The following is a 14422-nucleotide window of genomic DNA, read 5'->3' as shown; positions in this document are numbered from 1 at the left end:
CAATCTCACTCTGATCTGGTGGGGTGGTGCAATAAATCGGGGTTTCAATATTTCAAAAGGGACAAACAACAAGGGGGCGAATCTTCATCCGCCCCCTGTGTGTCCGCTTATTCCTGCGGTTCTTCTTCGTCTGCGGCAGCGTCGAGTGTTGGCTCGTCGACGCCGTCATCGGCATCGCCGATCACTTGCCCCTCGAGCGCAATCCCCTCTTCGCCTTCCAGCTCCTCGCCTTCGACTTCCGATGGCTCCTGGACACGCTCAAGGCCGACCAGTTTTTCGTCCTTGGCCAGCTTGATCAAGGTCACGCCCTGGGTGTTACGCCCCAGGCTCGACACTTCATCAACCCGAGTACGTACCAGGGTGCCCTGGTCGGAAATCAGCATGATTTCCTCGCCGTCGAGCACCTGGACCGCGCCGACCAGGCGGCCATTGCGGTCGTTGCTGACCATGGCGATAACGCCCTGGCCACCACGCTTGTACTCCGGGAACTCGCTGATAGCGGTGCGCTTGCCATAACCACGCTCGGAAGCGGTGAGGATCTCGCTGCCTTCTTCCGGAATCAGCATCGAAATCAGCTTCTGCCCTTCCGGCAGACGCATGCCGCGCACACCGCGGGCGGTACGGCCCATGGCGCGAACGTCGGATTCCTTGAAGCGCGTGACCTTGCCGCCGTCGGAGAACAGCATGACTTCACGCTCGCCGTCGGTGATGGCCGCGCTGATCAATACGTCGCCTTCGTCCAGTTCGAGGGCGATCAGGCCCACGCTGCGTTGACGGCTGAAGGATTCCAGCGGGGTCTTCTTCACGGTGCCCTTGGCGGTGGCCATGAAGATGAAGTGACCTTCGGTGTATTCGTCCACCGGCAACATGGTGGTGATGTATTCATCACTGTCCAGCGGCAGCAGGTTGACCAACGGACGACCACGGGCGGCGCGAGACGCTTCCGGAATTTCGTAGGTTTTCAGCCAGTACACCTTGCCCTTGCTGGAGAACAGCAGCAGCGTGGTGTGGCTGTTGGCAACCAGCAGGTGAGCGATGTAGTCCTCATCCTTGACGCCGGTAGCCGACTTGCCTTTACCGCCACGACGCTGGGCCTGGTACGCAGCCAACGGCTGGGTCTTGGCATAGCCGCCGTGGGAGATGGTCACGACGCGATCTTCTTCCGGGATCATGTCACCCAGGGTCAAGTCGAGACGGGCATCGAGAATCTCGGTGCGGCGCACATCGCCGTATTCGGCGCGGATCACTTCCAGTTCTTCGCGGATCACTTCCATCAGGCGCACGGCGCTGTTGAGGATGCGGATCAGCTCGCCGATCTGGTTGAGAATCTCCTGGTACTCGGCCAGCAGCTTCTCGTGCTCCAGGCCGGTCAGACGGTGCAGACGCAGTTCCAGAATGGCCTGGGCCTGTTCCGGGGACAGGAAATACTTGCCGTCGCGCAGGCCGTACTGTGGATCCAGGGTCTCCGGACGGCACGAATCGGCACCGGCACGTTCAACCATCGCCACTACGGCGCTGGATTCCCACGGCATCTTGATCAGGGCTTCCTTGGCTTCCGACGGGGTCGGCGAGGCCTTGATCAGGGCGATAACCGGGTCGATGTTCGACAACGCAACCGCCTGGCCTTCCAGGATGTGGCCGCGTTCACGGGCCTTGCGCAGTTCGAACACGGTACGGCGGGTCACCACTTCGCGGCGGTGACGCACGAAGGCTTCCAGCAGATCCTTGAGGTTCAGGATGCGCGGGCGGCCGTCGATCAGCGCAACCACGTTGATACCAAACACGCTTTGCAGCTGGGTCTGGGCGTAGAGGTTGTTGAGGATCACCTCAGGTACTTCGCCACGACGCAGCTCGATCACCACGCGCATACCGTCTTTGTCAGACTCGTCGCGCAGTTCGGTGATGCCTTCCAGTTTCTTCTCTTTAACCAGCTCGGCGATCTTCTCGATCAGACGCGCCTTGTTCAGCTGGTAAGGCAGTTCGGTGATGACGATCTGCTGACGGCCACCGACCTTGTCGATGTCTTCAATGATCGAGCGAGCGCGCATGTAAATGCGGCCACGACCGGTGCGGTAGGCTTCGATGATGCCGGCACGACCGTTGATGATCGCGGCAGTCGGGAAGTCCGGACCGGGGATGTATTGCATAAGCTCATCGACGGTCAGCTCAGGGTTGTCGATGAGGGCCAGGCAACCGTCGATCACTTCACCGAGGTTGTGTGGCGGGATGTTGGTGGCCATGCCCACGGCGATACCGCTGGAGCCGTTGACCAACAGGTTGGGAATACGGGTCGGCATGACCGCAGGGATCATTTCGGTGCCGTCGTAGTTCGGCACCCAGTCCACGGTTTCCTTGTGCAGGTCAGCCAGCAGCTCGTGCGCCAGCTTGGTCATGCGCACTTCGGTGTATCGCATGGCCGCAGCGTTGTCGCCGTCGACCGAACCGAAGTTGCCCTGGCCGTCTACCAGCAGGTAGCGCAGGGAAAACGGCTGGGCCATCCGAACGATGGTGTCGTACACCGCAGTGTCGCCGTGAGGGTGATACTTACCGATCACGTCACCGACAACACGGGCAGATTTCTTGTACGGCTTGTTCCAGTCGTTACCCAGCTCGCTCATCGCGAACAGCACACGCCTGTGCACGGGCTTCAAGCCATCGCGCGCATCAGGCAGTGCCCGACCGACAATTACGCTCATCGCGTAGTCGAGGTAGGACTGTTTCAGCTCGTCTTCGATATTGACCGGGAGGATTTCTTTGGCCAGTTCGCCCATGAGAAGCCTGATTCCTTTTTCGGGTGAAACCTCGTCACATCCTATGGGACGAACGAAGCTCGCCGCTGCCGGCATGATGCCTGGCAACGACTTACGACAAATCAACGAGTTATGACACGGATCTGCGCATTAAAGGTTACCCCTTGGGGTGACCCTGGAAACCGCCGGATGTTATCACAATCGCCGCCACGCACCTATCCCCCTGATGCGCATGGAGCATAGTAAGTTGACGGATGACAGGCTTGACGGCGACGAGAGGGGCTTAGAACTGGATCCCGGATGTTTTTTGGAGGCGAATTGCCTTAATGCAGGCGTTTACGACACATCAATTGCGCCATCTTCGCCGTGTCCGGGCGTTCGACGATGCCTTTTTCAGTGACGATCACATCAATCAGGTCCGCTGGCGTCACGTCAAATACCGGATTGAAGGCGTCTACATCGGCGGCTACACGGGTGCCGCCGACTTCCAGCAGCTCCCGGGCGTCGCGCTCTTCAAGCGGCACGTCATCACCACTGGCCGCCATCAGGTCGATGGTGGAGCTGGCTGCCACCACCATGAAGCGCACGCCGTGGTGCATGGCGCACACCGCCAGCTGATAGGTGCCGATCTTGCTGACCACGTCACCATTGGCCGCAATACAGTCGGCACCGACGATCACCCAGGTCACGCCCTTGGTCTTGAGAATATGCGCGCCGGCCGAATCGGCATTCACGGTGACAGGGATGCCCTCATTGGCCAACTCCCAGGCCGTCAGCCGCGAGCCTTGCAGCCAGGGCCGGGTTTCGTTGGCGTAGACCCGCTCCACCATGCCTTCCAGGAACGCCCCGCGAATCACGCCGAGGGCCGTACCCACGCCGCCCGTAGCCAGCGCGCCTGCATTGCCATGGGTCAGGATCGCCTGGACGTTGCCCTGGTGCTTGCGGATCAGCTCAACACCCAGCTGCGCCATGGTCAGGTTGGCTTCGCGATCACTTTGGTGAATCGCTACCGCCTCGGCTTCCAGTACCGCCAGTGGATCGGCGTGTTTCTTGAGGCGATCGAGGCAGTCACGCATGCGCTTCATGGCCCAGAAAAGATTCGACGCCGTCGGACGGGTATCCGCCAGCAATGCGTAGCCCTCCTCCCAGGCAGCCTGCCAGTCGTCGCCCTCGGCGATATGAGCGCGAGCGGCCAGCACCAGGCCATATGCCGCACTGATGCCAATGGCCGGTGCACCGCGCACCACCATCAAGCGAATGGCCTCGGCCACTTGCGCCGCACTGGTACAGGCGACCCAGGTTTGCGCAGCTGGCAAAACACGCTGATCGAGCAGGTACAGTGCGCCATCACGCCAGTCGATGGCCTTCACTTTCTCCGCAGCCAACAGTCGATCGCGCATCCCTCACCCCGCACTCATGAACAAAAGCCGCCGATTATAGCGATCCGCCAGCCAGGACGCTCGGGTATACTTCGCCGTTCTTTATAGATGCTTGGGAAACTGCCCTCGATGACACCGACTGCCGCCCCGCTCGACTTATTGCTGCTGCCCACCTGGCTGGTACCTGTCGAGCCTGCCGGCGTAGTGCTCAAGGAGCACGGCCTGGGCATTCGTGACGGGCGTATTGCGTTTATCGGCCCACGCGCCGCGGCCCTGAAGCTTGCCGCGACCGAAGTGCGCGAACTGCCGGGCATGCTGCTCAGCCCTGGCCTGATCAACGCCCACGGCCACGCGGCCATGACGCTGTTTCGCGGCCTGGCCGACGACCTGCCGCTGATGACCTGGCTGGAAAACCATATCTGGCCCGCCGAGGCCAAGTGGGTCGACGAAGCCTTCGTGCGCGACGGCACTGACCTGGCGATCGCCGAGCAGATCAAAGGCGGCATCACGTGTTTCTCGGACATGTACTTCTTCCCGAAAGTCGCCAGTGAACGCGTGCACAACGCAGGCATCCGTGCGCAAATCGCCATCCCGATCCTGGATTTCCCGATTCCCGGTGCCGCTGACGCCGACGAGGCAATTCGCCAGGGCGTCGAACTGTTCGGCGACCTCAAGCATCACCCACGGATCAAAATCACCTTCGGCCCCCACGCGCCGTACACCGTCTGCGATGAAAACCTGGAAAAAATCCGCATGATCGCCGAGGAGCTCGACGCCTCGATCCACATGCACGTGCATGAAACCGCCTTCGAAGTGCAGCAGTCCGTTGAACAGCGCGGTGAACGCCCGCTGGCACGGCTTGGCCGCCTGGGTTTGCTGGGGCCGCGCTTCCAGGCCGTGCACATGACCCAAATCAGTGATGACGACCTGGCTTTGCTGGTAGAAAGTAACACCAGCGTGATCCACTGCCCGGAATCCAACCTGAAACTGGCCAGCGGCTTCTGCCCGGTGGAACGCCTGTGGCAAGCCGGCGTCAATGTGGCAGTAGGCACCGACGGCGCCGCCAGTAACAATGACCTCGACCTGCTGGGCGAAACCCGCACCGCCGCGTTGCTGGCCAAGGCCGTCGCCGGCTCGGCCACCGCCCTGGATGCCCATCGCGCCTTGCGCATGGCCACCCTCAACGGCGCCCGGGCGATGGGCCTGGAAAGTGAAATCGGCTCGCTGGAAGTCGGCAAGGCCGCGGATATCGTGGCCTTCGACCTGTCGGGCCTGGCGCAACAACCGATCTACGATCCGGTCTCACAGCTTATATATGCCACCGGGCGCGATTGTGTGAAACACCTTTGGGTCGGCGGCAAGCAATTGCTCGACGACCGGCAACTGACCCGCCTGGATGAACAACAGGTGTGCGCCACGGCCATCGCCTGGGGCCAGCGCATCAGCGGACACAGCGAATAACGCCCACCCTGGCGGCGCATGCCAGGGCCGGCAAAACGTTTTATCAGATTTAGAGGATTCCCCATGAGCAACGTCGACCACGCTGAAATCGCCAAATTCGAAGCCCTCGCCCATCGCTGGTGGGACCGCGAAAGCGAGTTCAAACCCCTGCACGACATCAACCCGCTGCGGGTCAACTGGATTGACGAACGCGTCAACCTGGCCGGCAAGAAGGTACTGGATGTGGGTTGCGGCGGCGGCATTCTCAGCGAATCCATGGCCCAGCGCGGCGCCACCGTGATGGGTATCGACATGGGCGAAGCCCCCTTGGCCGTGGCCCAGTTGCATCAGCTGGAATCCGGCGTGAGCGTTGAATACCGGCAGATCACCGCCGAAGAGCTGGCCGAAGAGATGCCCGGGCAGTTCGACGTGGTCACCTGCCTGGAAATGCTCGAGCACGTGCCGGACCCATCCTCGGTGATCCGCGCCTGCTTCCGCATGGTCAAGCCCGGTGGCCAGGTGTTCTTCTCCACCATCAACCGCAATCCGAAGGCCTACCTGTTCGCGATCATCGGTGCCGAATACATCATGAAGCTGCTGCCTCGCGGCACCCATGACTTCAAGAAATTCATCCGCCCTTCCGAGCTGGGGGCCTGGAGCCGCCAGGCCGGGCTGACCGTCAAGGACATCATCGGCCTGACCTACAACCCGCTGACCAAGCACTACAAGCTGGCCAGCGACGTTGACGTCAACTACATGATCCAGACCCTGCGCGAGGAGTAAGCCTGTGAAGTTGCGAGCGGTTCTTTTCGACATGGACGGTACCCTGCTGGACACCGCGCCGGACTTTATCGCCATCTGCCAGGCCATGCGGGCTGACCGCGGCCTGGCGCCGATGAACGACCAGCACATCCGCGATGAAATCTCCGGCGGCGCCCGGGCGATGGTCGCCGTGACCTTTTCCATGGACCCCGAGTCCCCAGGCTTTGAAGAGCTGCGCCAGGAATTCCTGGAGCGTTACCTCAAGGGCTGCGCGATCCACAGCAAGTTGTTCGAGGGCATGGAAGAGCTGCTGGTGGATATCGAGAAATCCAAGCTGATCTGGGGCGTGGTCACCAACAAGCCACTGCGCTTTGCCGAACCGATCATGCAGCAACTGGGCCTGGCGGAGCGCTCGGCGCTGCTGATCTGCCCGGACCATGTAAAGAACAGCAAGCCGGACCCGGAGCCGTTGATCCTGGCGTGCAAGATGCTCAACCTGGACCCGGCCAGCGTGCTGTTTGTAGGTGATGACCTGCGGGACATCGAATCGGGCCGCGACGCCGGCACCCGCACCGCGGCGGTCACCTACGGCTATATCCACCCGGACGACAACCCGCGCAACTGGGGCGCCGACGTGGTGGTGGATCACCCGCTGGAATTGCGCAAAGTGCTGGATAGCGCGCTGTGCAGCTGCTGATCGGGACTGCCTGAGGTTGATGCAACGTTGTGGCGAGGGAGCTTGCTCCCGTTCGACTGCGCAGCAGTCGCAAAATGCTGGGGCTGCTTCGCAACCCAACGGGAGCAAGCTCCCTCGCCACAGAAGCCTTAGCCAGCCTTAGCCAGCCTTAGCCGCAATCAATCACATGGATTTTCTGTGAACTTTGTCGAGGTTGTTTATGTTTGATTACTCCGCACGTCCAGAACTGCTCAAGGGCCGGGTCATCCTGGTCACCGGCGCCGGTCGCGGAATCGGTGCCGCAGCGGCAAAAACCTATGCGGCCCACGGCGCCACCGTGCTGCTGCTGGGCAAGACCGAAGCCAACCTGGCCCAGGTGTATGACGAAATCGAAGCCGCCGGCCAGCCACAGCCGGTGGTGATCCCGTTCAACCTGGAGACCGCCCTGCCCCATCAATACGATGAGCTGGCAGCTATGATCGAAAAGGAATTCGGCCACCTCGACGGCCTGCTGCACAACGCCTCGATCATCGGCCCGCGTACGCCCATCGAGCAGTTGTCCGGTGAGAATTTCATGCGGGTGATGCACGTGAACGTCAACGCGATGTTCATGCTGACCAGCACGCTGTTGCCGCTGCTCAAGCTGTCCCAGGATGCGTCGGTGGTGTTCACTTCCAGCAGCGTGGGCCGCAAGGGCCGGGCTTATTGGGGGGCGTACGGGGTGTCGAAGTTTGCCACCGAAGGCCTGATGCAAACCCTGGCGGACGAGCTGGACAACGTCGCACCGGTGCGTGCCAACAGCATTAACCCGGGCGCCACCCGCACCAGCATGCGGGCCCAGGCGTATCCAGGGGAGAACCCGACCGATAACCCGACACCGGAAGAAATCATGCCGGTGTACCTGTACCTGATGGGGCCGGACAGTACGGGCATCAATGGGCAGGCGTTTGACGCGCAATAACTATCTGGAACACAGCGCAACCTAATGTGGGAGCGGGCTTGCTCGCGAAGGCGGTGGATCAGTCGATATCTCTGTTGACTGACACTCCGCCTTCGCGAGCAAGCCCGCTCCCACATTTGTAGTGCGGTGCTCTCTAGAATTTAGTTCTTCACCACTTCCTCAAGGGTGAAGCGCCCCAGCGGGTTTTGCAGGAAGTTGCTCACATTCTTGCGTGAGATGTTGATGTACGGGCTGTAGTACAGGTCGATCCAGTTCACATCCTGTTTCGCCATTTTCTGCAGGTCCACATACATCTGCTCACGCTTGACCGGATCCGCCTCGATCCGTGCGGCCGCCACCAGGTCCTTGACCTTGTCGTTCTTGTAGCGAGTCATGTAGTTCTGGTTGGTGTCGTGGCCCAGTACGAAGGTGGTCTTCTGGTCCGGGTCGAGGATGTCGTTGGTCCAGTACATCACCGAAATATCGTAATCACCGTCCACCAGCATCTGCCAGCTTTGGGTCGGGTCGACCTTTTGCAGGTTGGCCGTTACGCCGACCTTGGCCAACTGATCCTTGATCATCACCGCAATCTGCTCGTCGGCTTCGTTGCCGGCGTTGACCACGTAGTTCAACTTCAAGTCCTGGGCGCCGGCAGCAGCCAGCAGTTTCTTGGCTTCGGTCGGGTCATACGGGCGTTGCAGGTTGTTGGCGTAGTGGTACAGCGAGCCTTTGGGAATGTAGGAATAAGCCACGGTGCCTTGGCCGAAGGTGGCGGTTTTCACCAGCGATTGTTTATCGATGGCCATGTCCAGCGCCTGACGCACTTCCGGCTTGGCCAGCAGGCCGTGGGCGTGGTTGATCAACAGGTGATCTTCACGGGTCGACGGGTCCGAGTGGACTACCACGTTCTTGTCTTTTTTCAGCTCTTCAACCCGGGAAAACGGGACGAAGATCGCCGTGTCCAGCTCGTTGTTCTGCACCATGCGCATGCGCGTGTTGTCGTCAGTGACCGACACCCACTCCACGCCATCCAGGCTCACGTGACTGGCCTGCCAGAAGTTCGGGTTCTTCTTCAGGATCACCCGATCGCCCTTGCGCCACTCGTCCACGGTAAACGCGCCGGAGGTCACCGGGTTTTCCGAGTAGGCGTCTTCTCCCATCTTGGTCATGGCTTTTTCCGACAGGATCGACACCGTCGGCGAAGCGAGTTGCGAGAGGAAGGCGACCGCCGGGGTTTTCAAGGTCACGACCAGCGTCTGCGGATCAGCAGCCTTGGCGGTGTTGATCAGGCTGAACGGGTCGCTCCACAGCGAGGCCTTGTTGTCGCGAATGCGCAACAGGCTGAAGGCGGCGTCGTCAGCAGTGATCGGCGAGCCATCCGAGAACTTCGCAGCCCGCAGTTTGAAGGTGTACGTCAGGCCGTCCTTGGAAATGTCCCAGCTTTCGGCCAGCCCCGGTTCCATCTTGGTGCCCAGGTTGTCCACGCGCACCAGGGTGTCGTAGACGTTGGCGAACACCCAGGTGTCGCGGTTCTGCGCGCTTTTGATCGGGTCAAAGGTGGTGCTGTCTTCGCGGCAACCGATGGTGAGTACACCGGCCGCGTGGGCGATACCGGCGGTCAGCGACCACGCGGTGAGTGTGGCGGCGGCGAGCAACTTCAAGTGACGGGATTGCATGTCATAACTCCTTGTCTATAACGGCGGTTGTTCATGATCGGCAGGAAGGGTTCAAAGCAAAGGTTCTTCAAGCACGCAACTGTACCGATGCGTTTGCACAACGTGAGTCGGCGGCAATACCTCGGCACACACGGCTCGTGCATGCCGACAACGCGGGTGAAAGGCGCAGCCACCGGGCAATTTCAGCGGGCTCGGCGGCTCGCCCGGCAACGGTTCGCTGGGCAACGGGCGGTACGGATCAATCTCCGGGATCGCCTGGATCAACGCTGCGGTGTAGGGATGGCGCGGCGTGGTGAACACCGCTTCCACCGGGCCTTCCTCGACGATCTTCCCCAGGTACATCACCGCCACCCGATCGCACAGGCGGCGGACGATAGCCAGGTCGTGGGCGATAAACAGGATCGCCAGGTTCATGCGCTGTTGCAGTTCCAGCAGCAGGTTGATGATCTGGCCCTGAATCGACACATCCAGGGCAGCCACGCATTCGTCGGCGATGATCAGCCGTGGCTCCACTGCCAGCGCCCGGGCGATGCCGACGCGCTGGCACTGGCCGCCGCTGAGAGAGCCGGGCTTGCGGCTGGCGAGTTCGGGCCGCAGGCCTACAAGGTCGAGTAATTCGTCGACCCGGCGTGGAATGTTTTCTGGCGCCACCTTGCGCTGCACCCGCAGGACTTCGGCGATGGTTTCGCCGACCGTCAGACGCAGGTTCAGGGCAGCGTAGGGATCCTGGAAGATCATCGCCGTCTCGTGCCGCAAACGCGCGATGTCGACAGGCCCGGCGTGGGCCATGTCGATGCCGTCAAACACCACCTGCCCGGCGCTGATGGGATTCAGGTGCAGGATCGCCCGCCCGAGGGTGCTTTTCCCGCTGCCGGACTCGCCCACCAACCCAAGGGTTTCGCCGGCCGCCAGGGTCAACGACACGCCGTTGACCGCCCTCACCCACTGTTTATTCAGGCCAAACAAGCCACTGCCAGCGGCGGCAAAACGCACTTCAAGGTCATTCACCTGCAAAAGCGTCATGGGCGAACTCCCAAGGGGTAGTGGCAGGCAACCCGCACACCTTCCGGCAACAGCTCGGTGCACAAGCTCCCGACTTGCGGGCAACGCGGGTTGAACCGACAGCCCTTGGGCAAGGCATCGAGCAACGGCGGCTGCCCGGCGATGGTGCGCAACAGGGCGTGCCCACTGCTCGTGGCGGGCTGGCATTCGATCAGGCCGGCGGTGTACGGGTGTTGCGGGTGCGCCAGCAGCTCGTATTTGCTGCCGTGTTCGCACAGGCGGCCGGCGTACATCACGGCGATGGAGTCGCAGGTTTGCGCCACCACGCCCAGGTCGTGAGTGATCATGATGATCGACAGGCCGCGCTGGTCCCGCAGGTCCAACAACAAGCGCAGAATCTGGGCCTGCACGGTCACGTCGAGGGCGGTGGTCGGCTCGTCGGCGATCAGCACTTTGGGATTGCAGCCCAGGGCCACGGCGATCATCGCCCGCTGGCGCATGCCGCCGGAAAACTCGTGGGGATAATTGTCGATACGCGCCTGAGGATCCGGAATGCCGACCTGGCGCAGCACCTCGATGGCCTGCAAGCGCGCGTCTTTTTTCGACGCGCCCTGATGCAGGCGGATGCCTTCGGCGATCTGCTCGCCGATGCGCATCAACGGGTCGAGGTGACTGCTGGGGTTCTGGAAAATCATCCCCAGTTGCCCGCCGCGCACCGCACGTATCCCGGCATCATCCAGCGTGAGCAACTCCTGGCCGGCCAAACGTACCGAGCCGCCCTGCACCCGCAAGCTCGGGGACGGGAGCAAGCGCATCAGCCCGCGACAGGCCATGGTCTTGCCTGAGCCGCTTTCGCCCACCAGGCCGAGGATTTCACCTTCGGCCAGGTCGAAGGAGACTCGGTCCACCAAGGTCACATCGCGCCCGGTGTTGTTGGCGATCACGCTCAGGTCGCGCACTTGCAGAAGACTCATGAGCGATCCCCCAGCACTTGCGCCACACCATCGGCCAGCAGGCTGAACCCCATGGCCAATGTCACGATGGCCAGGCCCGGGAAGGTGCAAATCCACCACGCGGTGGTAATAAACGCCTGCCCTTCGGCAACCATGGTGCCCCACTCGGCGGTCGGCGGTTGCACGCCCAGGCCAAGGTAGCTGACCGCTGCGCCGTTGAGCAGCACCAGCACCGCGTCAGACATCGAGAACACAATCGAGCCGAACATCGCGTTAGGCAACAAATGCCGAAACAGAATGCGCCCATGGCCAAAGCCCAGGCTTTTGGCGGCCAGGGCGAAGTCGCTCTCCTTGAGCACCAGGATCTGTGAGCGGATCAGCCGCGCGTAGGACACCCAGCCCACCAGCGCCATGGCGATATAGAAGCTTTTCAAGCCCGGGCCGAGAATGGCCATGATCGCCAGCATCAGCACCAGGAACGGAAAGGCGAGGATGACGTCGATCACCCGCATGCAGAAACTGTCAAAACGCCCGCCGATATAGCCGGACACCGCGCCAACAAAGGTGCCGATCAGGAACGGGAAGATCACCCCGACCACCGCCAGTTGCAGGTCGATGCGCGCGCCCCAGATCACCCTCGAAAGAATGTCTCGACCGTAGTTGTCCGTGCCAAATGGATGGGCGAGGCTGGGGCCCAGCAAACTGATGTCGGTGTTTTGCGCAATTGGATCGAACGGTGCGATCCACGGGGCGAACACGGCCAGGGCCAGCCATGTCACGAGGATCAACAGACCCCAGGCCGCCGTCAGCCGGCCATTGCGGAAACCAAAGCGCAGGCGCAAGCGCCACGGGGCAATCAATGGGCGGCTGCTCATTGCATCTTCACTCGCGGGTCCAGCGCGACGGTCACCACATCGGCAACAAAGTTGACCAGCACGGTGGCACAGGCCAGCACCATCGCCACGCCCTGCACCACCATGTAGTCGCGGGTGAAAATCCCGCGCACCAGCAACTGGCCAATGCCGGGAATCGCGAACAGGCTTTCGATCACCACCGTACCGCTGATCAGCCAGCCAATGTTCACCGCCAGCAGGTTGACCGCCGGCACCAGGGAATTGGGCAGTACGTGGCGACGAAACACCGCCGCCTCCGACAAACCGCGCGCCCGGGCGGCGGTGACGTGATCGGCCTGCAATTCCATCAACATGCTCGCCCGCAGGTTGCGCACCAGCACCGCCGACAGCGCCAGGGCGATAGTCAGGCACGGCAGAACCATGTGGTGCGCCTTGTCCAGCCAGGTGCGCCCATACCCGGAGACCGGGAACAGGCCCCATTGCACGCTGAGCAACAGGATCAACATCAAGCCCAGCCAGAACGCCGGCATGCCCAGGCCGACCGTGGTAAACAGCCGGATCAGGTTATCCGCCCATCCACCTTTATTACGCGCGGCCACGGTGGCCAGCGGCACAGCGATCAACAGCGCCAGCAGCACGCTGCCGAGTACCAGGAACAGGGTCGGCTCGATGCGGGTGACTATCAGTTTCAGCGCGTCGACCTTGTACAGCAGGGACTGGCCGAGGTCGCCCTTGAGCAGGTTCTTCAGGAAGTAGAAATATTGCAGCCACAGTGGCTGGTCGAGGCCGTACTGGGCGCGGATCTTCAGCAAGGCGTCCGGGGTGCTGCGCGAACCCAGCAGCGCCCGCGCCGGGTCGCCGGGAATCGAGCGCACCAGTACAAAGGTGATCAGGCTGATGCCAAACAGCACCGGCAGTAATTGCAGCGGCCGGGACAGCACAAAACGGTAACGCGCCAGGTTCATCCGTCAGCCTCGGTGACGAGCAAGGAAGTCCAGCAGCACCGGGAAGTAAGCCTGGGGCTCTTCGTAAAACGGCATATGGCTGCTGTTGGGAAACACGTGCAATTCAGCGTGCCTGGCCGCACTTTTCATACGCATGGCGCAGGCCGGGGTCAGTTCATCGTGCTGGCCGGTGGTGATCAGTATCGGCATCTTGAATTCGGCCATCTCGGGGATGCGGTTCCAGTCCTTGAGGTTACCGATGTAGAGGAATTCGTTGGGGCCCTGCATGGTTTCGTAGGGCCCCATGTTCCAGTCGCCGAGGGAACGCTGGACCGGCGCCGGCCACTCGTCCAGGCGGCAGACATGGCGATAGTTGAGCAAGGTAATAGCGGCCTGGTACTGCGGATGGTCGAGGGTGCCCATGGCTTCATGGCGTTGCATCATCGCCACGGTCTCGCTACCGAGGGCGCCGCGCAGGCGTTCCAGTTCCAGTGACAGGTGCGGAATATCGCCGACGGTGTTTTCCAGGATCAGGCTTTTCAGCGCGTCGGGATAGTGAATGGCGTACTCGATGCCCAGCCATCCGCCCCAGGAATGTCCCAGCAGGTGCACGCGCCCCAGGCCGAGGGCCTGGCGCACGGTCTCGACTTCTTCGACATAACGGCTGATTTCCCACAGCGAAACATCGGTCGGTCTGGCTGATGCGCCCGTGCCAAGCTGGTCGAATGCAACCACTCGCAGGCCGTTGTCCTTGAGCCAGCCATGGGCGTCGCGTAAGTAGTCGCAAGGCAGGCCAGGGCCGCCATTGAGGCACAGCAACACCTCGTCGCCTTCGCCAAAGCTGTAGGCCACGAGGTTGTGGCCATCGACTTGCACGTTGTACTGCTGGTCGGGGGCAATTTCACGCCACATGCATACATTCCTTGTTGTGTGTCGGCCCTGCAGAGAGTGGCCGTTTAAAGGCCAACACTACCGAGGATGCCGCGCATCCATAACCTGGTAATTCTTATAGGTTTGGTCTGGCAGTCCTTCGCCGGGGCGTGGCA

At 61.7% G+C, this 14422-nt stretch carries 12 protein-coding genes; 4 read left to right on the top strand and 8 right to left on the bottom strand.

Annotated features, from left to right (window positions below; all coding sequences use genetic code 11):
• Nucleotides 1-107 precede the first annotated feature (107 nt).
• Nucleotides 108-2771, bottom strand: a complete 2664-nt coding sequence (gyrA, locus tag D109_RS0113200; protein ID WP_017477315.1) for a DNA gyrase subunit A — start codon at nucleotides 2769-2771, stop codon at nucleotides 108-110.
• 302 nt (nucleotides 2772-3073) lie between these two features.
• The gene (gene mtnA / locus D109_RS0113195) at nucleotides 3074-4150 is read right to left on the bottom strand and encodes an S-methyl-5-thioribose-1-phosphate isomerase (RefSeq protein ID WP_017477314.1); all 1077 of its coding nucleotides are present in this window, start codon (nucleotides 4148-4150) and stop codon (nucleotides 3074-3076) included.
• Between the two features lie 108 nt (nucleotides 4151-4258).
• Between mtnA and D109_RS0113190 the strand changes: the two genes are divergently transcribed.
• From D109_RS0113190 to D109_RS0113175, 4 genes are all read left to right on the top strand, one after another.
• Nucleotides 4259-5590 carry a TRZ/ATZ family hydrolase gene (locus D109_RS0113190; RefSeq protein ID WP_017477313.1) on the top strand — a complete coding sequence of 444 codons (1332 nt, stop codon included), beginning with the start codon at nucleotides 4259-4261 and terminating at the stop codon, nucleotides 5588-5590.
• 63 nt (nucleotides 5591-5653) lie between these two features.
• Nucleotides 5654-6352, top strand: a complete 699-nt coding sequence (gene ubiG / locus D109_RS0113185) for a bifunctional 2-polyprenyl-6-hydroxyphenol methylase/3-demethylubiquinol 3-O-methyltransferase UbiG (protein WP_017477312.1) — start codon at nucleotides 5654-5656, stop codon at nucleotides 6350-6352.
• 4 nt (nucleotides 6353-6356) lie between these two features.
• Nucleotides 6357-7028, top strand: a complete 672-nt coding sequence (gene mupP / locus D109_RS0113180) for an N-acetylmuramic acid 6-phosphate phosphatase MupP (protein WP_026077938.1) — start codon at nucleotides 6357-6359, stop codon at nucleotides 7026-7028.
• Between the two features lie 199 nt (nucleotides 7029-7227).
• Nucleotides 7228-7968, top strand: coding sequence for a YciK family oxidoreductase (locus D109_RS0113175; protein ID WP_003218829.1), 741 nt, complete (start codon nucleotides 7228-7230; stop codon nucleotides 7966-7968).
• Between the two features lie 140 nt (nucleotides 7969-8108).
• Here the strand turns inward: D109_RS0113175 and D109_RS0113170 are convergent, their stop codons facing one another.
• The 6 genes from D109_RS0113170 to D109_RS0113145 are packed head-to-tail and all read right to left on the bottom strand — an operon-like array spanning nucleotide 8109 to nucleotide 14288.
• A complete protein-coding gene (locus tag D109_RS0113170; protein ID WP_017477310.1) occupies nucleotides 8109-9623 on the bottom strand; it encodes an ABC transporter substrate-binding protein in 1515 nt (504 codons plus the stop codon).
• Between the two features lie 51 nt (nucleotides 9624-9674).
• The gene (locus D109_RS0113165) at nucleotides 9675-10646 is read right to left on the bottom strand and encodes an ABC transporter ATP-binding protein (RefSeq protein WP_017477309.1); all 972 of its coding nucleotides are present in this window, start codon (nucleotides 10644-10646) and stop codon (nucleotides 9675-9677) included.
• Nucleotides 10643-11599, bottom strand: coding sequence for an ABC transporter ATP-binding protein (locus tag D109_RS0113160; protein ID WP_026077937.1), 957 nt, complete (start codon nucleotides 11597-11599; stop codon nucleotides 10643-10645). Before D109_RS0113160 ends, D109_RS0113165 begins: the two co-directional genes overlap by 4 nt.
• Nucleotides 11596-12453, bottom strand: coding sequence for an ABC transporter permease (locus D109_RS0113155; protein WP_017477307.1), 858 nt, complete (start codon nucleotides 12451-12453; stop codon nucleotides 11596-11598). Before D109_RS0113155 ends, D109_RS0113160 begins: the two co-directional genes overlap by 4 nt.
• A complete protein-coding gene (locus D109_RS0113150; protein WP_010176243.1) occupies nucleotides 12450-13397 on the bottom strand; it encodes an ABC transporter permease in 948 nt (315 codons plus the stop codon). Before D109_RS0113150 ends, D109_RS0113155 begins: the two co-directional genes overlap by 4 nt.
• 3 nt (nucleotides 13398-13400) lie before the next feature.
• Nucleotides 13401-14288, bottom strand: coding sequence for a proline iminopeptidase-family hydrolase (locus D109_RS0113145; protein WP_017477306.1), 888 nt, complete (start codon nucleotides 14286-14288; stop codon nucleotides 13401-13403).
• Between the last annotated feature and the right edge of the window lie 134 nt (nucleotides 14289-14422).

Source organism: Pseudomonas sp. PAMC 26793 (genome assembly GCF_000313235.1).
Lineage (GTDB): Bacteria > Pseudomonadota > Gammaproteobacteria > Pseudomonadales > Pseudomonadaceae > Aquipseudomonas > Aquipseudomonas yamanorum.
The sequence above is the reverse complement of the archived record's forward strand: the minus strand, read 5'-3'. Positions and strand labels throughout refer to the sequence as shown.